The 19823-nt window shown below is 69.2% G+C and carries 20 protein-coding genes; 13 read left to right on the top strand and 7 right to left on the bottom strand.

Going from position 1 to position 19823, the window contains the following annotated elements:
• Positions 1-5 precede the first annotated feature (5 nt).
• The 6 genes from ACWDLG_RS40380 to ACWDLG_RS40355 all read left to right on the top strand — a co-directional run bounded on the left by ACWDLG_RS40380 (position 6) and on the right by ACWDLG_RS40355 (position 6201).
• On the top strand, positions 6-1259 hold the full coding sequence (locus ACWDLG_RS40380) for an ABC transporter substrate-binding protein (RefSeq protein WP_449930200.1): 1254 nt from the start codon (positions 6-8) through the stop codon (positions 1257-1259).
• Positions 1256-2137 (top strand): carbohydrate ABC transporter permease, encoded by an 882-nt coding sequence (locus ACWDLG_RS40375; RefSeq protein ID WP_449930198.1) that lies wholly within the window; start codon positions 1256-1258, stop codon positions 2135-2137. Before ACWDLG_RS40380 ends, ACWDLG_RS40375 begins: the two co-directional genes overlap by 4 nt.
• Positions 2134-2943 (top strand): carbohydrate ABC transporter permease, encoded by an 810-nt coding sequence (locus tag ACWDLG_RS40370; protein WP_449930196.1) that lies wholly within the window; start codon positions 2134-2136, stop codon positions 2941-2943. Before ACWDLG_RS40375 ends, ACWDLG_RS40370 begins: the two co-directional genes overlap by 4 nt.
• Complete coding sequence (locus ACWDLG_RS40365; RefSeq protein WP_449930194.1) at positions 2940-4250, top strand: M28 family metallopeptidase; 1311 nt, start codon at positions 2940-2942, stop codon at positions 4248-4250. Before ACWDLG_RS40370 ends, ACWDLG_RS40365 begins: the two co-directional genes overlap by 4 nt.
• Positions 4247-5608, top strand: a complete 1362-nt coding sequence (locus ACWDLG_RS40360; RefSeq protein ID WP_449930192.1) for a carboxylesterase/lipase family protein — start codon at positions 4247-4249, stop codon at positions 5606-5608. The genes ACWDLG_RS40365 and ACWDLG_RS40360 overlap by 4 nt, the downstream gene beginning before the upstream one ends.
• Positions 5609-5688: 80 nt before the next feature.
• Positions 5689-6201: a GNAT family N-acetyltransferase gene (locus ACWDLG_RS40355; protein ID WP_449930190.1), complete on the top strand. Its 513-nt coding sequence runs from the start codon at positions 5689-5691 to the stop codon at positions 6199-6201.
• Between the two features lie 181 nt (positions 6202-6382).
• Here ACWDLG_RS40355 and ACWDLG_RS40350 read toward each other — a convergent pair whose 3' ends face one another.
• Genes ACWDLG_RS40350 through ACWDLG_RS40340 form a run of 3 tightly spaced genes read right to left on the bottom strand, consistent with a single transcriptional unit; the run spans position 6383 to position 8883 of the window.
• Complete coding sequence (locus ACWDLG_RS40350) at positions 6383-6850, bottom strand: hemerythrin domain-containing protein (RefSeq protein WP_449930188.1); 468 nt, start codon at positions 6848-6850, stop codon at positions 6383-6385.
• On the bottom strand, positions 6840-8321 hold the full coding sequence (locus ACWDLG_RS40345; protein ID WP_449930186.1) for an MFS transporter: 1482 nt from the start codon (positions 8319-8321) through the stop codon (positions 6840-6842). Before ACWDLG_RS40345 ends, ACWDLG_RS40350 begins: the two co-directional genes overlap by 11 nt.
• On the bottom strand, positions 8305-8883 hold the full coding sequence (locus tag ACWDLG_RS40340; protein ID WP_449930184.1) for a PadR family transcriptional regulator: 579 nt from the start codon (positions 8881-8883) through the stop codon (positions 8305-8307). The genes ACWDLG_RS40345 and ACWDLG_RS40340 overlap by 17 nt, the downstream gene beginning before the upstream one ends.
• 246 nt (positions 8884-9129) lie before the next feature.
• Between ACWDLG_RS40340 and ACWDLG_RS40335 the strand changes: the two genes are divergently transcribed.
• Both ACWDLG_RS40335 and ACWDLG_RS40330 read left to right on the top strand, forming a co-directional pair.
• The gene (locus ACWDLG_RS40335) at positions 9130-10329 is read left to right on the top strand and encodes an FAD-dependent oxidoreductase (protein WP_449930182.1); all 1200 of its coding nucleotides are present in this window, start codon (positions 9130-9132) and stop codon (positions 10327-10329) included.
• A gap of 298 nt (positions 10330-10627) precedes the next feature.
• The gene (locus ACWDLG_RS40330) at positions 10628-11311 is read left to right on the top strand and encodes an RNA polymerase sigma factor (RefSeq protein ID WP_449930180.1); all 684 of its coding nucleotides are present in this window, start codon (positions 10628-10630) and stop codon (positions 11309-11311) included.
• A 53-nt stretch (positions 11312-11364) separates the two neighbouring features.
• Here the strand turns inward: ACWDLG_RS40330 and ACWDLG_RS40325 are convergent, their stop codons facing one another.
• Genes ACWDLG_RS40325 through ACWDLG_RS40310 form a run of 4 tightly spaced genes read right to left on the bottom strand, consistent with a single transcriptional unit; the run spans position 11365 to position 14043 of the window.
• Positions 11365-12177 carry an alpha/beta fold hydrolase gene (locus tag ACWDLG_RS40325; RefSeq protein WP_449930178.1) on the bottom strand — a complete coding sequence of 271 codons (813 nt, stop codon included), beginning with the start codon at positions 12175-12177 and terminating at the stop codon, positions 11365-11367.
• Between the two features lie 22 nt (positions 12178-12199).
• Positions 12200-13009, bottom strand: a complete 810-nt coding sequence (locus tag ACWDLG_RS40320) for a cyclase family protein (RefSeq protein WP_449930176.1) — start codon at positions 13007-13009, stop codon at positions 12200-12202.
• Positions 13010-13013: 4 nt separating this feature from the next.
• Entirely contained in the window at positions 13014-13319 is a 306-nt protein-coding gene (locus tag ACWDLG_RS40315) for an antibiotic biosynthesis monooxygenase family protein (RefSeq protein ID WP_449930174.1), read from the bottom strand.
• Positions 13320-13332: 13 nt separating this feature from the next.
• Positions 13333-14043 carry a class I SAM-dependent methyltransferase gene (locus ACWDLG_RS40310; RefSeq protein WP_449930172.1) on the bottom strand — a complete coding sequence of 237 codons (711 nt, stop codon included), beginning with the start codon at positions 14041-14043 and terminating at the stop codon, positions 13333-13335.
• Between the two features lie 120 nt (positions 14044-14163).
• Here ACWDLG_RS40310 and ACWDLG_RS40305 point away from each other — a divergent pair, with 120 nt between their 5' ends.
• From ACWDLG_RS40305 to ACWDLG_RS40285, 5 genes are all read left to right on the top strand, one after another.
• Entirely contained in the window at positions 14164-16584 is a 2421-nt protein-coding gene (locus tag ACWDLG_RS40305) for a methyltransferase (RefSeq protein WP_449930170.1), read from the top strand.
• Positions 16585-16598: 14 nt separating this feature from the next.
• Positions 16599-17000: a cupin domain-containing protein gene (locus tag ACWDLG_RS40300; protein WP_449930168.1), complete on the top strand. Its 402-nt coding sequence runs from the start codon at positions 16599-16601 to the stop codon at positions 16998-17000.
• Positions 16997-18265 (top strand): beta-ketoacyl-[acyl-carrier-protein] synthase family protein, encoded by a 1269-nt coding sequence (locus tag ACWDLG_RS40295; protein ID WP_449930166.1) that lies wholly within the window; start codon positions 16997-16999, stop codon positions 18263-18265. The genes ACWDLG_RS40300 and ACWDLG_RS40295 overlap by 4 nt, the downstream gene beginning before the upstream one ends.
• Positions 18262-19470, top strand: a complete 1209-nt coding sequence (locus tag ACWDLG_RS40290) for a ketosynthase chain-length factor (protein ID WP_449930164.1) — start codon at positions 18262-18264, stop codon at positions 19468-19470. The genes ACWDLG_RS40295 and ACWDLG_RS40290 overlap by 4 nt, the downstream gene beginning before the upstream one ends.
• Positions 19471-19543: 73 nt before the next feature.
• Positions 19544-19822 (top strand): phosphopantetheine-binding protein, encoded by a 279-nt coding sequence (locus tag ACWDLG_RS40285; protein WP_449930162.1) that lies wholly within the window; start codon positions 19544-19546, stop codon positions 19820-19822.
• Position 19823 lies beyond the last annotated feature (1 nt).

Raw genomic sequence — 19823 nt, 5'->3', positions numbered from 1 at the left:
CCACCATGGCGGATCCGACGCGGCGTGGGCTACTCGCCGCCGGCGCGCTCACCCTGCTCGCCGGATGCGGCAAGGACCAGCCTCGGCAGCAGGCCGCGGACGGCAGGCCGCACGGCGAGGTCACCGTCTGGCTGCACGGCTCGCAGGACACCGGCCGGCAGTTCCAGGAGCTCGTGCACCGCTACATCGCCGAGTTCAAGGTCGACGTGAAGCTGCTCCACCTGCCCGTGGGCCAGCTCGACGCCAAACTGCTGACCGCCTTCAGCGGCGGCGCCCCGCCCGACGTCTTCAAGATCGGCCACTGGAGCTTCCCCGCGCACGCCAGGAAGAAGCGGCTCGCGCCCGTCGACACCAGGGCGCTCTCGCTACAGAACTACGAGCCGGGCACGACCACCCCGCTCACCTACCAGGACGTGCCCTACGGCGTGCCCATCGACTTCAACCCCTGCATGCTCTACTACCGCAAGGACCGGTTCGAGGAGGCCGGACTCGACCCCGGCAGGCCCCCGGCGACCTGGGAGGAGGTCGCCGAGTACAGCGCCAAGCTCACCTCCGAGGACCGCAGGCGAGTCGGCCTGCAGTGGCTCTACGGCGACCCCCAGTGGGCCCTCATGACGCTGACCGCCCTCGTCAGGGGCAAGGGCGGCGAGCTCGTCACGGCGGGCGGCACGAAGGCGTCGCTGTCCACCGAGCAGGGCCTCAACGCCCTGACGTACATGTCGGGGATCGGCAACCCCAAGCTCTCCAACCCGCTGGGCGCGCTCGGCCTGTTCTACTCCGGCGAGGCCGCCATGGTCGTCAGCGGTGCCTTCCTCGGCCCCGCGCTGGAGAAGCTGGGCAAGGACAAGCTCACCTTCGGCAAGCAGTACGGCGTCGCGCCCATGCCCACCTGGGCCGGCGGCCCGCCCGTCGTTCCCGCCTACACCTGGGGCTGGGGCGTGGCCAAGGACTCGCCCAACCAGTTCACCGCCTGGCACCTCATCAACTACCTGCAGGGCGCCCCGTCGGTGGCCGCCAACCTCGACAACGGCATCATCATCCCGGCCAGGGGCTGGCGCGACGCCGGGCCGCGCGGCAGGTCCGAGATCATGAAGATCGTCGCCGACGGCCTCCCGCATGTCGACTTCGGCCCGATCATCCCCGGCGCCCTCGAACTGGCGAAGGCCGCGGCCGGCGCCGTCGACTCCGTCGCCCACGGCAAGTCGACCCCCGCCCAGGCCGCGGCGACCTTCGACTCCACCGTGCGGCTGGTCCTGTGAGCGTGCTCGGCAGGGTCAGCGCCCGGCCCCAGGCCACGGCGGGCGTGGCGCTGACCCTCCCGGTGGCCGTCTTCTTCGTCGTGTTCTGGCTCGTCCCGTTCCTGGCCGCCATCTATCTCAGCTTCACCGACTACGAGATGGCAGGGACGCCCAACTGGATCGGCCTCGCCAACTACGAGCGCATGTTCGCCGACCCCGGCTTCCTCAACTCGGCGTGGATCACCGTCGTCTACACGGTCTGCACGGTGGTCCCGACGATCGTGCTGGCCCTGCTGGTGGCCGTGCCGCTGAGCAAGCCGGGACGGCTCAACCGCCGGCTCAGAGCGCTCGTCATGATTCCGGCCGTGATGCCGCTCGCCGCCACGTCCATGGTCTGGGTGATCATCTACTCCGACCGCGGCCTGGCCAACACCCTCCTCGGCCTGGTCGGGATCGATCCGCAGTCCTGGCTGACCAGCTCCGGCCTGGCCATCTGGGCCCTGGTCGTGATGGTCGTCTGGAAGAGCATGGGGCTGTTCGTGATCATCCTGACCGCCGGGCTGCAGGCGCTGCCCGGCGAGGTGTACGAGGCCGCCGCCATCGACGGCTCAGGGGCGGTGACCACGTTCACCCGGATCACGCTCCCGCTGCTGCGCAGGACCCTGCTGTTCGTCCTGGTCATCTCGGTGGCCGGATCGATGCAGGCCTTCGTGCCCGCCTTCCTGCTCACCGGCGGCGGGCCCGCCGACGCCACCCAGGTGCTGCCGTACTACATCTGGGCCAACGCCTTCCCCTACGAGCACATGGGCTACGCCGCCGCCATGGGCATGGTGCTGCTCGTCGCCATGGTGATCGTCTCGGCGCTGCAGTTCGGGTTCCTGAAGGGAGGCGACGAATGAGAGCGGGAACCATCCTGCGCACCGTCTGGCTGATCGTCGCGGTCGGGTTCATGCTGCTGCCGGTCTACGCCATGCTCGTCGTCGCCTCGGCGCCCGACGACACCGACCTGCGCGGGCTGGTCTTCAACGGCTTCCACCTGCCCGAGAACATCAGGCTGCTGTTCGGCGAGGGCAACCTGCCCACCTACCTGCGCAACAGCCTCATCCTGTGCGTCGGCACCGGCGTCCTGGACGTGATCTTCTCGGCCGCCGCGGGATACGCGATGGCCCAGCTGTCCTTCCCCGGCCGCCGCGTCCTGTTCGCGCTGGTGGTCGGCACGCTGGCGCTCACCCCGATGGTCCTGGTCATCCCCGTCTTCCTCATCGTGAAGGAGCTCGGCTGGGTCAACACCTTCCAGGGCATGATGGTGCCCGGCATGATCAGCGCGTTCGGCGTCTTCCTGGTGCGGCAGTTCGCCCTCGGCATCCCGAAGGAGCTGCTGCTGGCCGCGCGGGTCGACGGCGCGGGGGAGTTCCGCATCTTCGCGCGCGTCGCCGTGCCGCTGCTCAAGCCCGCGCTCATCACCCTGTTCCTCGTGCATTTCCTGGCGCAGTGGGACAACCTGCTGTGGCCGCTGATCGTGGCCAACGAGCAGGAGCTGTGGCCGCTGCCGGTGGGGCTGGCCAGCTTCCAGAGCGAGGCCGGCTTCAACTATCACCTGACCACCACCGCGGCACTGGTCACCGCCGTGCCCCCGTTCATCCTGATGGTGGCGCTGCAGCGTTACTACGTGGCCGGGCTCACCTTCGGAGGGCTGAAACGATGATCCCGGACACCGCACGGATGATGGAGTGGATCGAGACGGTCACCTCGCGGGGCATCAGGCGTCCCGGCTACCCGGCCGACGACTGGACCGCCGCGTGGGCCGCCGAGCTCTTCACCGGGTTCGGGCTCGGCGACGTACGGCTGGCGCCGGTCGAGCTGCCCGTCTGGCGGCCGGTGACGGCGGACCTGGTGGTGCGCCTGGACGCTGACCCGTCGAGAGTCGTGCGGGTGGCGGCGTCCGCCCTGCCGTACACCACGCCGAAGGCGACCGTGAGCGCGCCGGTCAGCCGCGAGGTCGTGCCGGGCGCGATCGTTGTGCCCGAGTACACCTTCACCGAGCTGCCGCAGTCCTACCTCAGGGACCAGGCGACGGCCGTGCACGACCCCGAGGGCGTCTTCGACGAGCTGGTCCAGACGCTGCCGTTCCAGCTCGACTACCTCGACGTCATCCAGGGCGTCATGGACGGCGGCGCCGCCGCCTTCGCGGGGGCGCTGACCGGGGTGCCGTGGGAGACACGCGACTACTACGTGCCTTACGACGCCGTGCACCGCGACCTGCCGGCCGTCTGGCTGTCGGGCGGCGACTCGCGGCGGGTGCTCGCCCTGGTCGACGAGGGACCCTGCACGGGCACGCTCACCGTCGAGTCGGAGACGGGCCCGGCCGTCTCGCACAACGTGATCGGCACGCTCCCCGGCCGCTCCGGCCAGTGGGTGATCATCGGCTCGCACCACGACGCGCCATGGGCCTCGGCCGTCGAGGACGCCTCGGGGATCGCGCTGGTGCTGGCCGCCGCCCAGTACTGGGCGGGCGTGCCCGAACGGGACCGGCCGCACAACCTGATCTTCCTGCTGACCGCAGGTCACATGGCGCACGCCGCGGGCACCCGGGCCTTCATCGAGGAGAACCGCGGGCTGCTGGGCGACGTGGTACTCCAGCTCCACCTGGAGCACGCCGCCCGGCGGTGCGTGGTCGTGGACGGCGAACTGGTGCCCACCGGCGACCCCGAACCCGGCTGGTGGTTCACCACCAGGAAGCCGGAGCTGGAGAGCCTGGTGGCGGCGGCCCTCGTCGCGGAGGACCTGAGACGCTCGTTCGTGCTGCCGCCGGACGTGTTCTCCCCGATGCCGCCCACCGACGGGGCCTTCTTCCACCCCGAAGGGGTGCCGCTCGTGCACTTCCTGTCGGCTCCCATGTACCTGTTCGACTCGGCCGACACCCTCGACAAGGTGCACGAGGCCAGCCTCGAGCCGCTCACCCGGGCGGCGATCAGAATCGTCGAAGGGACGGCCGGATGGCGCCGCGCATGATCGTGCGAACCACTTGCGGGCTGGTCGAGGGCAGGGCCGAGGAGGGCGTGCTCGCCTTCCTCGGCGTGCCGTACGCCGCCCCGCCCTTCGGCGAGCACCGCTTCGGCGCGCCCGTCCCGCCACCCGCGTGGGACGGCGTACGGCCCGCCGTCACGCGGGGCCCTGCCGCCCCGCAGGCCGCCGGCGAGGACATCGGCCTGTACGCGCCCGACGTCTTCGAGGTGGGCGAGGACTGCCTCAACCTCGACGTGCGCACCCCTGAGACCGGCCGGGCCGGGCTGCCCGTCCTGGTCTGGATCCACGGCGGCGGGTTCTCCATCGGCGGCAACGGGGCGGCCTGGCACCAGGGCCCCCGCTTCGCCCGCGACGGCGTGGTCTGCGTGGCCATCAACTACCGGCTCGGCTTCGAGGGCTTCCTGGCCCTGGAGGACGCCCCGCTCAACCGGGGTGTCCTCGACTGGCTGGCCGCGCTGGAATGGGTACGCGACAACATCGCGGCCTTCGGCGGCGACCCCGGCAACGTGACGATCGCCGGACAGTCGGCGGGCGCCGCCGCCGTCGCCACCCTGCTGACGATGCCCCGCGCCGAAGGGCTGTTCCGGCGCGCGATCGTGATGAGCGGCTCGGCCAACCTGGTCGCCACCGAGCAGGAGGCGCGCGACTACGCCAGGACGCTCGCCGCCCGGCTGCGGATCGACCCGACCAGATCCTCCTTCGCCGGGCTGTCCCCCGAGGCGCTCGTCGCCGAACAGCCGCCGCCGCTGACCGGCGACTCCGGCGGGCTGAACGAGTCGGTGCCGGTCAAGCCGGTCGTCGACGGCGACCTGATCCCGGCCGTCCCGCTGGCCGCCCTGCGCGCGGGCGCGAGCGGGCACCTTCCACTGCTGGTCGGCTGCACCTCCCAGGAGGCCGACGTGTTCGTCCGCCGCCTGGCCGCCGACCTCGACGAGGCCGCCGCGCAGGCCGCGCTCGACCACCTCGGCGTCCAGGTCGACGAACCCGGCCTCACACCCGCCGAGCGCGTCGGACGGGCCTTCACCCAGCACCTGTTCACCCGCGAGACGCGCTGGATCCGGGAGGCCAGGCCCGCCTACGCCTACGAGTTCCGGTGGGAGTCGCCCGTCGAGAGCCCGGTCGGCGGCGGACGGGTGGGCGCGGTGCACAACCTCGACCTGCCCTTCGTCTTCGACGTGCTCGACGCGCCCGGCGTCGAACGCACCGCAGGGCCAGGCGCGCCGCAGGCCGTGGCCGACGCGATGCACGCCGCCTGGGTGCGCTTCGCCCGCACCGGCGACCCCGGCTGGCCACTCGGGCACACCATGGTCTTCGACGAACCCACTGCGTCGATGCGGCATTGAGTATCAGGCGCGCGTTCATGCCCACGTTGAACGTCGTCCTCCAGGGTTGTCAGCCTGCGCGCATGTCAGATCTAGGACATGTGGCTTGGCCGCCTGAGCTGATCAGGACCGAGCGGCTCGTGCTCCGTGAGCCGGAGGGGCGGGACCGTGCAACGTTCATCGAGCTGCTCGCCTCGCCAGAGGTGCACACCTACCTCGGCGGTCCCCGCCCGCGTGACGAGCTTGAGCGTGAGATGCCCGAGGTGCCCGAGCGATGGCCCGGGAGTTTCGTCGTCGAGCTCGACGGGGCGATGATCGGCCAGATCCTGCTCAGGAGAGCAGCCGGGCACCGTCGCCCGGCTGCTGTGGGGAAGGCCGATCTCGGTTACCTGTTCCTGTCGAAGGCCTGGGGGCAAGGGTACGCTGCCGAGGCGTGCGCGGCGGCACTCGACTGGTTTGACGGCGTCCTTCCCGGCGAGCCGGTGGTGCTCACCACCCAGAGCGCCAACGTCAGCTCGATGCGCCTCGCGGCAAAGCTGGGGTTCACCGAGGTCGAGCGGTTCCAGGCCTGGGACGCCGAGCAGTGGCTCGGCCTGCGGCCCCCGACCACGTGACGGGGCAACGCGATTGTGGCTCTGACGCTTTCCCCGGATGCTGTTGGTGATCTTCACGATGGTGGCAGGTCGTGGATGAGGCGTTCGAACGGTCCAAGAATGCGGCCATGCGCGCGATTGATCATCGGACGGGCGGTGGCGGACTGCCCGTCCGATGGCGTTTCTCCGGGCTGCGACTAGACTAGGCGTCACCGAACATCCGCTGCTTGTCGCTCTCCGGAGCATCGAGGACGCGCAGCGCACGTTTCAGCGACCCCTCCTCGAAGCCGAAGTGCGCCTTCATAGCACCCTTGATCTCGTTTATCTGCCGGAAGAGCTCCTGCGGCGACGACTCGGAGGAGTCCAGGGCCCGCTGGAAATCGGCCAGGAGCTGTGAGAGGACCTCGTGCTCGCGGGTGAGCTGGGTGATGATGGGCTCCAGCTCAGGCATCTGCTCGAGCAGGGCAGGGAAGAACTCGGCGTCCTCGCTGCGATGATGGCTGCCCATCGCCGAGCAGAACGTGTAGCAGAACTCACGCAGTTCAGGCTTGAGTGCGGAGGCACGATTGCCCTCGCGGATGGCCTTTCTGGCTTCCTCCAGCGCCTTCTCCAGGCGCTGGTGCACGTTCTTCAGCTCCAGATGCCAGGCGAAGATACGGTTACGCAGCATGGAGGGGCTCCTTTCCCTTGGCGGAGTCGGGGGCGTCGTCGCTGTGCTTGGGCAGGGCGAAGACGAGTGCCATGGCGACGAGCGCGAACATGACACTGGCGCCCATGGCGTACGTGGCGCTCCGGGTGAAGACCACGTCGGGGGAACCACCGGTGGTGAAGTCCAGGGTGTCGAACAGGACCCGCCCGGTCACGGCGATGCCGATGGCGCTGCCGACCCGCTGCATGGTCCCGATGACCCCGCTGGCGGCGCCGGCGTCGCGCCGCGAGACGGTCGCGACGATGAAGTCCATGTTGGGCGGGATGAACAGCCCGCTGCCGATGCCGCCGACGACCAGCGGCGCGACGAGCGTCCAGCCCCGCAGGCTGCCGGGCGGGACCACAGCCAGGATGATCAGGATGGCGGTCATGCTCGCTGTCACGAGGGCCAGGCCGATGATGAGCACGGTACGGCCGAAGCGAGCGGCGAGTTGGTCACTCTGTGCGGCCCCGATGATGGTGCCGATCGCGAAGGTCATCAGCAGCAGGCCCGACTCCAGGGCCGACGCGTCCAGCCCCGCCTGCCACAGCAGCGAGATGGTGAAGAAGATGCTGGTGAACGCGGCGAAATAGACCAGGGCCAGCACGACGCCGCCGGTGAAGGCGGGGCTGGTGAACAGGTGCGGCGGGACCAGGGGGTTGCCGCCGCGCCTGGCCACGCGGCGCTCCCAGAGGGCGAACACGCCGAGCATCGGCACGCTGAGCAACGAGACGAGGTAGGACCACAGCGGCCAGCCCTGGCTGTGGCCCTCGACGAGCGGGACGAGCAGGACGACCAGCGCGACGGTGAGGATGACGAGGCCGGCCCAGTCGGCCCGGTCGTCCTCCTCGGTCCTGCCGGCGGAGGGGAGCAGCCAGAATGCGGCGAGGACGGCGATGACGCCGATCGGGAGGTTGACGCCGAAGATGTAGCGCCAGCCGTTCTCCGCGCCGAAGGCCTCGATGATCAGGCCTCCCGCGAGCGGGCCCATGGCGCTGGAGACGCCGATGACCGCTCCCATGATCGCCAGGGCCTTGCCGCGGAGGCTGCCGGGGAACATCAGGTGGATGAAGGCGGTGATGGAGGTGTAGAAGATGCCGGCCGAGAGTCCCTGGGCGGCGCGCGCGAGGTTGAGCTGCAGGTCGTTCTGGGCGAGCGCGCAGGCCACGCTGGTGAGCGTGAACAGGACCAGCCCGGCGATGAAGACCGGCTTGTGGCCGTACCGGTCGCCGAGGCGGCCCGCGGGAATCAGCGCCAGGCCGTACGCGAGCATGTAGCCGGACAGTACCCAGGACAGCGTGGCCTCCGACGCGTTGAGGCTGGTGTAGATCGTCGGAATGGCGACGTTGACGATGGTGCTGTCCAATAACGCCATGAAGGCGCCCGCCAGCAGGACGGCCAGCGCCAGCCAGGTGGAACGGGTGGTCACCGGGGTTTCATGTTGCTGGGTCATGCGAGTTCCTCCGGGCTTTCTCGTCGAGGATCAGCTGAGGCAGCTGCGCCACGAGCTCCTGGTGCCAGGCGATCTCGGCTCGCAGCCGCACGACGTGGTGCCGCATGGCGAGGGACTCCGCCATGGACAGGTAGCGGGCGACTGTATGCATGTGCGCCTCGTAGTCGGTGAGCATCGCCTCCAGCGAGGTGAGGCGGGCCGCGATGATGGACTCCAGGCCATCGAGCCGGTCCGGGTCGAGCCGGGTGAGGGCGAGGTCGAACGGGTCGGGCCGGAGAACGATTTCACGCAGCCCGCTGATCTTGAGCGATGACAGGGCCTGGGCACCTGCCTCGGTGATCCGCCAGATCTTGCGCGTCGGGTAGGAGCCCACCGTCTCCTTGAGCATCTCCTCGATCAGTCCTTCGGCGGCGAGGCGCTTGATCGCACCGTAGAGCCCGCCGGTGGTGATGTCGGTCCACAGGTCGAGGTGCTCCTCCTCGGACAGGAGGCGTAGGTGGTGCCCGTGCATGGGGCCGCGTTCCGACAACGCGCTGAGGATGAAGATGCGTATTGACGACACGCGACTAGTCTCGCGAGAGTAGTCGTAGGAGGCAAGAGTCTGAGGTCCACAACATCGCGCGGCCGGAAAACCGGCGCCGGATGGAGGGAATCGGCGAACCATGCGTATCTGGAACGCCCCCGACACGTCTGATACGTATCCCTTCGATCGCCGTCGCGATGCGATCAGCGTCGGCGGCGACTGCAGTCCCTTGGACCTGTGCGACCGAACGACCACTCCACGATCCCTCACCAGAGGAGACGGATCATGAAGACTGTCGCAGTTATCGGAGCAGGCGTGGCGGGCCCGACCGTGGCGATGGCCCTGCAGTTGGCGGGGTTCGAACCGGTCGTCTACGAGTCGCATCCCAGCGGCTCGGAAGGGGTGGGCGCGTTTGTGATCCTGCACGTCAACGGCATTGACGCCTTACGCGCGATCGACGCGGACAAGTGCCTTGACGGGCTGGGATTCGACACCCCGCAGATGCGTTTCCGCAGCGGGACCGGGCGTTCCCTGGGCGTGGCGGGCACCGGCCTCCCGCTGGCCGACGGGACGGTCGGGCGCACGATCCGGCGAGCCGACCTGTGCGGGGCGCTGAGGGACGAGGCGTTGCGGCGCGGGATCGGATTTGAGTACGGCCGGCGGCTGGTCGGTATGAGTGGCGAGGACGGCGGCATAACGGCTGTCTTCGAGGACGGCGCCAGGCGTGAGGCCGATCTGCTCGTCGGGGCGGACGGCATCAAGTCCAGGGTGCGTGCGCTGATCGATCCCGCCGCGCCGCCGGCCAGGTACATCCCCAACCTCTACATCAGCGGTTATGCCAGGGCCGGGGTGGTCGACGTGCCGCCAGGGGAGTATCAGATGGTCTTCGGCCGGCGTTGTTTCTTCGGTTACACCGTAGCCCCGGGCGGTGAGGTGTGGTGGTTCGCCAACCCGCCGTACCCGAACGAGCCGAGCCAGAACGAGCTGCGACAGCTTGGCGACGCCCATTGGCGGGCGGTGCTCGCCGACCTGCTTGGCGTGGATCCAGGACCGGCCCGGAAGATCGTCGAGGCCACCGATCACGAGCTCGCGGCGTGGCCGTTCCACGACATCCCCACGGTGTCGCGCTGGCACCGCGATCGCATGATCATCGTCGGCGACGCGGCGCACGCGACGTCGCCGGCGGCCGGGCAGGGGGCGTCGATGGCCATCGAGGACTCGGTCGAGCTCGGCCGCTGCCTGCGTGACCTGCCCGATGTCCGGCAGGCGTTCCGCGCCTACGAGGCGCTTCGCCGTGAGCGGGTGGAGCGGGTGGTCGCCACGGGCGCCAAATGGTCAACCTTCAAATCGGTGGGGCCGGTCACGCGAATGATCCGCGACATGATCATGCCGGTGATGCTCAAATATTACGCCGGCGATGGCGGAGCCTCCCTTGGCTGGATGCACCATCACCACATCGAATGGAATGAACGGGTCTCGGCCTGATTTCGCGGAATTCCGCGAACACGTACGAATTTCTACATGACCCGCTGAATCTGCTCATTCGCAGATCGGACGGGTTATTGTGCTGCCCGGTTTCATCCTTTCTTTGCGGAGTATTCGCAGATGAGAGCACGTATCGCCGGGCGAGGCGTTTGGCTGAATTCATTCACACAACGATTGACATTTCGCGCTTTCCGGCATGAGACTGGTAGCCGAGTGGCAGATTTTACAACAGGCGACACATGGGGATTTGGCCGATTAGTGGGGCCAGGTGTCGTCACGGGGAGATCGAGGGGTTGCTTTGAACCGCAGAAAACGGATTTCGGCGGCTGCGCCATGTTCCTTACCGGGTTCCTTACCGGGGAAAGCGCAGTACGCCGGTGAAGGCAAGGAGGATTTCCGCAACGACCGCCGTCTGGAAGAGCTGGTCAAGCTGGCCAGGGACGGCAACCAGTGGGCGTGGAACAGCCTTCTGTGCCGTTTCCTCCCGCTGGTCCAGCTGATAGCGCGCAGACACGGGCTCCAGAGTCAGGACGCCGAGGATGTGAACCAGGTCGTCTGGCTGAAGCTCCTCCAGCACATCAAGAGCATCCGCAACACGCGGTCGCTGGCCGGCTGGATCGCCACCACGTCGAGGAACGAGTGCGTGAACGTCATCCGGCGGTCGCGGCCCCTGGTGCTGTTCGACGACTGGCCCAGCTTCTTCGACGCGGCACACACGGTCAGCTACGACTGGATCGAAGAGGCCGCCGCCCACGAACGCAAGCGTGCGCTGGCCCGCGCACTCAAGGGTCTGAGCAGCCGGCACCGCCAGTTGCTGAACCTGCTCGTCGCCGATCCGCCCCTGTCCTACGTGGAGATCGGGAAGCGGATGGGAATGCCTGTGGGCAGCATCGGGCCCACCCGGCTGCGTGTCATCGCCCGGTTGCGGGAGTCGATGGGCATGGCCGGGGATTCGCCGGAGCGGCGGAGGGAATCGGCCTGAGCGGGTGATGGGGCGGCCGCGGCCGCCCCATCACCCGTTTTTGCGGGAGGATGTCACGTCAGGCCGAGCAGTAAGGCGCGGATCTCCTCCGCCACCGCCCCCGGGCGTTCCATGTACATGAAGTGCGCGGTCTCCTGGATCACGCGCAGCCGTGCGTCGCGGTGGTGCCGCTGGATCCACTGGGCCTGCTCGACGGTGGTGCATCTGTCATGCTCGCCGGCGATGACCAGGGCCGGGACGGTGAGCCCGCGGATCGTCTCCTCCAGATCCGGATGGCGCATCCTGACGAGGTTCTGGTGCACCTCGAAGGTGATGGCGGACCAGGCGGCGCTGACCCGCCTGGCGACGTCCGGATGCTTGTCGTGGAAGAAGAAGGGAACGGCGCGGGTGTTGGCCTCGCGCACGTACTCGGCCCAGGTCTCCTTGGTCGGCACCTGCTCCGGCCGCCGGAAGGGCAGGCTGAAGGAAGCCGCCGACCCCATGAGGACGAGCCCGCCCACCAGGTCGGGCCGCCGGCCGGCCAGCGTGATGGCCACCGCCGAGCCGAGCGAGTGCCCGGCCAGGACCACCTTCTCCCAGCCGTAGTGCAGGATCAGCTGCTCGATGTCGTCGGCGAACAGCGTCGCGCTCGGCGGGACGTCCAGCGTCGAGGACAGGCCGTGGCCGCGGAAGTCCACGGCGACGGTGTGATGGTCCGGGCTGAGCAGCTCCTGTAGGTCGGCGTAGTGCGAGTGGTTGTCGCGGTTGCCGTGCAGCATGATCACGGGCAGTCGCTCCGCCGTACGCGGACCGGCATGGCGGCAGAACAGCTGCACACCGTCGCGCACGTTGACGTAGTCGGCCAGGGTGCCTTCTCGGTCGAGCATGGTGACTGACTCCTCGCGCCGTTCACTGGTCGATCAATGCGACGGGCCGCGCCCAGCCGGCGCCGGCGCCCTGGACCCGGACCGGGGCGCAGAACACCGTGAAGCCCGTGGGCCCGGGGAGCCGGCCCAGGCCGGCCATGCGTTCGATCTGCAGATACTCGCGCTCGCGCCCGAACATGTGGCAGGGCCACAGGTGCCGGGAGTCGCCCGTCTTCACGAACTGCTCGATCATGTGGGCGGTCGGCAGGTCGAAACCGGCGGTGTCGACCCCGATCAGCTTCACGCCGTGGTCGACGATGACCTCGATCGCCTCGGGGGACATCGCCGGGTGCGCGGAGTAGTACTCGGGGTCCGGCCAGCGCTCGCTCCAGCCCGTCTCGATGAGGGCCACCTCGAGCGGCCTGAGCCGGTGGCCGATCCGGTCCAGCTCTCGCCGGACGTCGTCGGCGGTGATGACCTCGAGTGCCCTCTTGTCGCGGAACGACAGCCGCACCCCAGGGCCGCAGCACCACTCGAGCGGCACCTCCTCGATTGTCTTGGCCGGCCGGCCCGCCGACGACGGCCCGTAGTGATATGGAGCGTCCACATGGGTACCACCGTGCACGCTGAGGGTGACGATCTCGTTGCTCATGAACACGCCGTCGGGAAAATGCTCCCTTTCCAGGAAAGGCACGGGAGAAATTCCCTCGCGTTCGGCGATCTGCTGGATCAGCGATTTCGCGGCATTGCCCAGCCGTTCCGGACCGCTGTCGTGAGTCCACCGGTCGATATCCCGGACGCCCGGGTCGTCAGGGTGCTGGGCAATGGTCATGCTCAGGTCGATCAAGCGCATGGGATCAGCCTCGCGGAGAGGGGACTCGGAGCGAATAGAACCGCATCTCACTGGGCCGGAGGAAGAACGGCCGCATCTCCGCCGTCATGCTGTCGTGGGCGGGCGACTCCAGCCATGCGGTGAATTGCTCGCGTTTTTCCCATTCGCTGACCAGGACATAGGATCCGGCCGTGTCCTCCAGCCGGAGGAGCTCGTCCCTGATGTGCCCCGGCATGGTGGCGACGCGTTCCCTGACTTTGCTGAACGCGGCCTCGAATTCGCGCTCCCGCTCCGCGTCCACGGTCGAGAAGAGCATCATGCGAACGGTCATCCGGCATTCCTCCTTAGACAGTGACCGAGAACAGCGCGACGCTGCCACGGGTGTGTAGCGTGACATGGGTGAACCGCTTCGCCAGCGCGTTTTCGAGATCCTCCAGGGAGTCCTGCTCGTTGGCGAAGATGCCCATTTTGTTCATGTAGCCCAACTGCGAACGCGACAGCCTGGTCTGGGGCACGCCGAGGCTGAGAATGGTCGAGCCGAACAGCCTGCCGCCCGGCCTGAGCAGCGGCGCGAGCTGGTCGAAGACCTGCGCCTTGTCCTGGATGTTGCCCGGCAGGCAGTGCAGGACATGGACGAGGGCGACCGAGTCGAACTGCCTTTTCCGCAGCGAGAGGGGTTTCAGCAGATCGGCCCGGATGCATTGCGGCTGGTGCCGGGCGATTCGCTCGGCGGCGCGGCGGAGAACGTCGGAGTTGACGTCCAGCAGGGCTATTCTCGGCTCCGCGGCCGGGAACCTGCATTTGTTGAGGTACCACCCCGTCCCGGGGCCGACGTCGAGATGGTCGCTCGACGCGTTCCCGCGATAAAGCGCGAGCAGGGCTTTGCTGGGACAGCGCCAGGTGAACCTGTTCTGGAAACGGATGACGAGCGGATCGTAGACGTATTTCAGAAAGAATGGGGTGTAGGCGGCCTGGCCCGCGTATGCCGGGTCTTCAGGCTCCAGGCGCCGCTCAGGCTCATAACCGTTGTTGCTGACGCTCGGCGTGTAAGGCATGCCCTACAGACGGGGCAGCCCCGCCGTAGATACCGAATATTTTCCTGTATCAGGCGATGCCCACCCGCGTCTGAATGGCATACGCGTTCTCCACTAGCCCCCTCCGTCCCAGGGAGAATCATGCCTTCTGACGAGTCGACCCTCGACCATCGCATTCAGGGCAGCGTGGTCAGGCCCGGTGATCCGCACTATGACGAATACCGCAAGGTGTTCAACGGCATGATCGACAGCCGACCTGACCTGATCATCCGCTGCGCTTCATCGGCCGACGTGGCCGAAGGAATCGCCCACGCCAGGCGGCAGGGCCTGCCGCTGTCTGTGCGGGCCGGGGGTCACGGCGTGACGGGCGACGCCGTCCTCGACGGTTCGGTCTGCCTCGACCTGCGGCCCATGAACTCCGTCACCATCGACCCCGACCGCCGGCGCGCCCGGGTCGGGGGCGGCGCGAACTGGGGTGAGTTCGACGCCGCCGCGCAGAAGTACGGACTGGCCGTCACCGGCGGGCGGGTCCGCGGCACGGGAGTGGCCGGGCTGACCCTCGGCAGCGGGAGCGGCTGGCTGGAGCGCAAGCTCGGCCTCAGCTGCGACTCCCTCGCTTCCGTGGAGATCGTCACCGCCGGCGGCAAGGTGCTCAGAGCCTCGGAGACGGAGAACCAGGAGCTGTTCTGGGGCGTGCGCGGCGGCGGCGGCAACTTCGGCGTGGTCACCGAGTTCGAGTTCCAGCTCCACCCGGTCGGACCGCAGGTTCTCGGCGGGCTCGTCATGTACCCGCCGTTCCAGATCGCCGACCTCATCCGGCATTTCCGCGACTTCATGGCGACGGCGCCGGACGAGGTCGGCGCCGGGCTCGCCTTCATCTCCGCGCCGGACGAGCCGTTCGTCCCCGAGTTCGCGCGCGGCAAGCCCGTCGTGGGCGCGGTCCTGTCCTACTTCGGCCCCATCGAGGAGGGCGAGGAGGTGCTCAGGCCGCTGCGCGAGTTCGGCCCGCCCGTGCGTGACATGGTCGCGCCCATCGCCTACACCGACCTGCAAGGGCTGCTGGAGCCCGGCACCCACGACGGCATGCAGAACTACTGGAAGGCCGAGTTCCTCGCTGAACTGCCCGATGAGGCGATCGACCACATCGTGCGTTTCACACAGAGCGTGCCCTCCCGCTTCACGCAGACGATCCTCATGCCGCTGGGCGGCGCGCTGGCCCGCGTCGACAACGACGCCATGGCCTTCGGCCAGCGCGACGCGCCCTTCAACATCCACATCCTGTCCATGTGGGAGGACCCGGCCGACTCCGAGCGGCAGATCTCCTGGACCCGCGAGTTCCACCGGGCGATCCAGCCGTACAGCACCGGCGGCGCCTACCTCAACTTCATCGGCAAGGAGGGCGGGGACCGGATCAAGGCCGCCTTCGGGCCAGAGAAGTACGAGCGGCTGGTAGAGCTCAAGCGGCGCTACGACCCGGCCAACGTCTTCTCCGGAAACCAGAACATCCCGCCGCGGGCTGAGACGGTCGAGGAGGAGCCCGAGGAGGCGGAGCAGCAGGGGCACTTCGCCCCGCTCGCCGTACTCGAGCTCCTGAACGGGATGTGGATCGCGCGTGCCCTGCAGGTCGCGGCGCAGCTGCGGATCGCCGAGCAGCTCGGTGATGGGCCGCGCACGCTCGCCGAGCTCGCCGCCGAGTGCGGCTGCGATCCCGCGGCGCTGGGCCGGCTGATCTCGGCGCTCAGCACGGTCGGCTTCTTCGCCCGCACCGGCGAGGACAAGATCCAGCAGACACCGCTGTCGGCCGTGCTGGCCGACGGCCACCCGCACTCCGTCGGAGCCGTCGCCCGCCTGTTCGGCTCGAACTGGCAGTGGCAGGCGTGGTCGCAGCTCGAATACTCGGTACGGCACGGCAAGCCGGCTCTCGACCAGGTAGTCGGCACGAGCCTGCCGGCCTTCCTCGACACCATGTCGCCCGAGGACGGGGTCCTCTTCGACCAGGCGATGACCGGTCTGTCCCGCTTCCTCAACCGGACGATCCTGAACGCCTACGACTTCTCCGACGCCGGCCGGATCGCCGACGTCAGCGGCGGCCACGGCACCCTGCTGGTCGACATCCTCGCCGGCGACCCGTCGCTGACCGGGGTCCTGCTCGACCGGCCCGCGGTCACCGCCAAGGTCCGCGAGAAGGCGCGGGAGGCCGGGCTCGGCGACCGGCTGGACGTGGTGGACTGCGACTACCTCGAGTCGCTGCCGGAGCAGGCCGACACCATCGTGCTCAACCGGGTGCTGCACGACTGGGACGACGACTCGGCCGCCAGGATCCTTCGGGCCTGCCGCGCCGCCCTGCGCCCCGGGGGCCGGATCGTCGTGGTCGAGCAGCTCATGACGGGCGACAAGCGCGCGGCCTTCCTGGACCTGCAGATGCTGGTGCTGCGCGGCGGCCGCGAACGCACCAAGGCGGAGATGGCCGAGCTGTTCGAGCGCTCCGGCCTCAGCCTGGCGGAGACGATCAACACCACCTCTCCCATGTGCCTGCTCATCGGCCACTCCCTCGACCACTGAACGGGGCCTGAGACATGACAACCACCACGAAGGTCATCAACGCCGCGGACGTCACGCCCAACCGCCACCGCGGCGGCGAGATCCGGGTGACGCTGAGCCAGAAGACCTGCGGCGCCACGTCGGGGTTCGGCGGCTCCGTGCTGCTGCAGCCCGGGGAGTACGTGAGCGAGCACTATCACCCGTACTCGGAGGAGTTCATCCACGTCATCCGGGGCGAGCTCGAGTTGAAGGTGGAGGACGAGCCGATCGCCCTCGGCCCGGACGACTCGTTCCTGGTGCCCATCGGGCAACGCCACCGCCTGGCCAACGTGGGCGACTCGACGGCGCACGTCGTGTTCCATCTCTCGCCGCTGGCGCCGCGACCCGACCTCGGCCACGTCGACACGGAACCCCTTCCGTCAGTGGGAGAGCCGTGATGAGACGTGCCGTCATCACCGGGATGGGGGTGCTCGCCCCCGGTGGCGTCGGGCGGGACGCGTTCTGGAAACTGCTGGCCGGCGGCCAGAGCGCGACCCGCACCCTGACCATGTTCGACCCCGCTCCGTTCCGGTCGCAGCTCGCCGCCGAGGTCGACTTCGACCCGCGCGCGGCCGGCCTGACCGAGCGCGAGACGCGCCGTATGGACCGCGCCGCCCAGTTCGCCGTCGTGTGCACGCGGGAGGCGCTCACCGACAGCGGTCTGGACCTGTCCGGCGTGGACCCGGCCCGCGTCGGGGTCAGCCTCGGCAGCGCGGTCGGCTGCACGATCTCCCTGGAGGAGGAGTACCGGGTCCTGTCCGACGAGGGCCGCCAGTGGCTCGTCGACCACACCTACGGTGTCCCGCACCTGTACGGGTACATGGTCCCCAGCACCCTGGCCACCGAGGTGGCCTGGCAGGCGGGCGCCGAGGGGCCGGTCCAGCTCGTCTCCACGGGCTGCACGTCCGGCCTGGACGCCGTCGGCATGGGTGCCCGGCTGATCGAGGAGAACTCGGCCGACGTCGTCATCGCCGGCGCGACCGACGCGCCCCTGTCACCCATCACCTACGCGTGCTTCGATGCGATCAAGGCCACCTCGGCCAACAACGACGACCCAGAGCACGCCTCGCGCCCATTCGACGCCCGGCGCGACGGCATCGTCCTCGGCGAAGGCGCCGCGATCCTGGTGCTCGAGGAGGAGAGCAGGGCGCGGTCGCGCGGCGCCCGGATCCAGGCGGAGCTGGTCGGGTACGGCCAGCGCAACAACGCCTTCCACATGACCGGCCTGCGCCCAGATGGCCGGGAGATGGCCGAGGCGATCCGCGTCGCCCTGCGCGAAGCCCGGCTCGACCCCACCGCCGTGGACTACATCAACGCCCACGGGTCGGGCACCAAGCAGAACGACCGGCACGAGACCGCGGCCTTCAAGGACAGCCTCGGCGACCACGCCCGCCGGGTGCCGATCAGCTCGATCAAGTCGATGATCGGCCACTCCCTGGGGGCGATCGGCTCGATCGAGCTGGCGGCCTGCGTGCTCGCCCTGGAACACCAGGTGGTGCCGCCCACGGCCAATCTGCACGTGCCCGACCCGGAATGCGACCTGGACTACGTCCCGCTCGTTGCCCGCGATCATCGCATGAACGTGATCCTCAACGTGGGCAGCGGCTTCGGCGGATTCCAGACCGCCGTCCTGCTGGCCGCACCTGGAACGGTTCGCCCATGAGCACGCTCGCGATCACCGGCATGGCCGTCGTCGCGCCGACCGGCCAGAGCCTGGACCAGCACTGGTCGTCGGTCCTCACAGGCCGCAGCGGGATCCGTCCCATCAGCCGCTTCGATCCGGCCTCCTACCCCGTCCGCGTCGCCGGTCAGGTGGAGGACTACGTGGCGAGGGGCACCATGCCCTCCCGGTTCGTGAGGGAGACCGACCGCTTCACCCAGATGGGGCTGAGCGCGGCCCAGGCCGCGCTCCAGGACGCCGCGCTCGACCCGGCCGAGCTCCCCGAGTACGCGGTGGCCGTGGTCACGGCGAGCTCGTCGGGCGGCACGGAGTTCGGCCAGAAGGAGATGGAGCGGCTCTACCAGCACGGCCCCTCGTGGGTCAGCCCCTACCAGTCCATCGCCTGGTTCTACGCGGCGACCTCCGGGCAGATCTCGATCCGCCACGGCACCAAGGGGCCGGCCGGGGTGCTCTGCGCGGAGCAGGCGGGCGGCCTGGATGCCGTCGCGCTCGCGCGGCGCCTGGTCAGGGACGAGGTGAAGGCCGCCATCGTCGGCGGCACCGACGCCTCCCTGTGCCCTTACGGGCTGACGGCCCAGCTCACCTCGGGCCGCCTGTCCACCGTGAACGAACCGGAGCATGCCTACCGCCCGTTCGACGCCTCCGCGGCCGGCTACGTGCCAGGAGAGGGCGGCGCCATGCTCATCGTGGAGCCCGCCGCCGAAGCCAGGCGGCGGGGGGCGCGGATCCGCGGCACCGTGCTCGGCCACGCCGCGGGCTTCGACCCGGCGCCGTGGACCGGCCGCCCGTCGGCGCTGCGGCGGACCATGGAGCGGGCCCTCGACGACGCCGGGATCGGGCCGCGAGATGTGGACGTCGTGTTCGCGGACGGGATGGCCGTCCCCGCGGACGACGCCGACGAGGCCAGGGCCATCGGCGAGGTGTTCGGCGGCGGTGGTGTCCCGGTGACCGTCCCGAAGGCGCTCACCGGACGGCTCCACGCCGGGGGCGGCGGACTCGACCTGGTCACGGCCCTGCTCGCCATACGCCACGGCTGCGTGCCCCACACGGCGGCGACCACCACGGTTCCCGATTTCTACGACCTCGACCTCGTGCTGAACGAGCCGCGCCCGTGCGTGGTCAGGCACGCGATGGTCGTGGCCCGCGGGCACGGCGGCTTCGTCTCGGCCGTCGTGCTCGGCGCATGACCCTTCACCGATTCGACTCACCGATTCGACTCACCGATTCGACTCACCGATTCGACGAGGAGAGAGCGACACCATGTCAGAGCCTGCAACCGGCGTCTTCACCCTCGAAGACCTGCGGTCGATGTTGCGCGTCGACGACGCCGACGAACTGACCGAGAGCAACGCCGATGAGGAGTTCGAGTCCCTCGGCTACGACTCGCTCGCCAAGTACGAGCTGGTCTCCCAGCTGGTGCGCCGGCACGGCATCCAGATCTCGGACAAGACGATGGAGCACTTGCGCACGCCGCGGCAGGCCGTCGACTACGTCAACGCCCTCATGGCCGCTACCCCAGACAACGCAGTGAGGTCCTGAA

This window comes from Nonomuraea sp. NPDC003727 (assembly GCF_053586935.1).
The sequence above is the reverse complement of the archived record's forward strand: the minus strand, read 5'-3'. Positions and strand labels throughout refer to the sequence as shown.

What these genes read in the sequence shown, in the direction of transcription:
- ACWDLG_RS40310 (WP_449930172.1), bottom strand. Translation starts at nt 14,043, where the DNA reads ATGCCTTACACGCCGAGCGTCAGCAACAACGGTTATGAGCCTGAGCGG.
- ACWDLG_RS40360 (WP_449930192.1), top strand. Translation starts at nt 4,247, where the DNA reads ATGATCGTGCGAACCACTTGCGGGCTGGTCGAGGGCAGGGCCGAGGAG.
- ACWDLG_RS40345 (WP_449930186.1), bottom strand. Translation starts at nt 8,321, where the DNA reads ATGACCCAGCAACATGAAACCCCGGTGACCACCCGTTCCACCTGGCTG.
- ACWDLG_RS40365 (WP_449930194.1), top strand. Translation starts at nt 2,940, where the DNA reads ATGATCCCGGACACCGCACGGATGATGGAGTGGATCGAGACGGTCACC.
- ACWDLG_RS40325 (WP_449930178.1), bottom strand. Translation starts at nt 12,177, where the DNA reads ATGCTCGACCGAGAAGGCACCCTGGCCGACTACGTCAACGTGCGCGAC.
- ACWDLG_RS40380 (WP_449930200.1), top strand. Translation starts at nt 6, where the DNA reads ATGGCGGATCCGACGCGGCGTGGGCTACTCGCCGCCGGCGCGCTCACC.
- ACWDLG_RS40300 (WP_449930168.1), top strand. Translation starts at nt 16,599, where the DNA reads ATGACAACCACCACGAAGGTCATCAACGCCGCGGACGTCACGCCCAAC.
- ACWDLG_RS40370 (WP_449930196.1), top strand. Translation starts at nt 2,134, where the DNA reads ATGAGAGCGGGAACCATCCTGCGCACCGTCTGGCTGATCGTCGCGGTC.
- ACWDLG_RS40305 (WP_449930170.1), top strand. Translation starts at nt 14,164, where the DNA reads ATGCCTTCTGACGAGTCGACCCTCGACCATCGCATTCAGGGCAGCGTG.
- ACWDLG_RS40290 (WP_449930164.1), top strand. Translation starts at nt 18,262, where the DNA reads ATGAGCACGCTCGCGATCACCGGCATGGCCGTCGTCGCGCCGACCGGC.
- ACWDLG_RS40335 (WP_449930182.1), top strand. Translation starts at nt 9,130, where the DNA reads ATGAAGACTGTCGCAGTTATCGGAGCAGGCGTGGCGGGCCCGACCGTG.
- ACWDLG_RS40285 (WP_449930162.1), top strand. Translation starts at nt 19,544, where the DNA reads ATGTCAGAGCCTGCAACCGGCGTCTTCACCCTCGAAGACCTGCGGTCG.
- ACWDLG_RS40315 (WP_449930174.1), bottom strand. Translation starts at nt 13,319, where the DNA reads ATGACCGTTCGCATGATGCTCTTCTCGACCGTGGACGCGGAGCGGGAG.
- ACWDLG_RS40320 (WP_449930176.1), bottom strand. Translation starts at nt 13,009, where the DNA reads ATGCGCTTGATCGACCTGAGCATGACCATTGCCCAGCACCCTGACGAC.
- ACWDLG_RS40350 (WP_449930188.1), bottom strand. Translation starts at nt 6,850, where the DNA reads ATGCTGCGTAACCGTATCTTCGCCTGGCATCTGGAGCTGAAGAACGTG.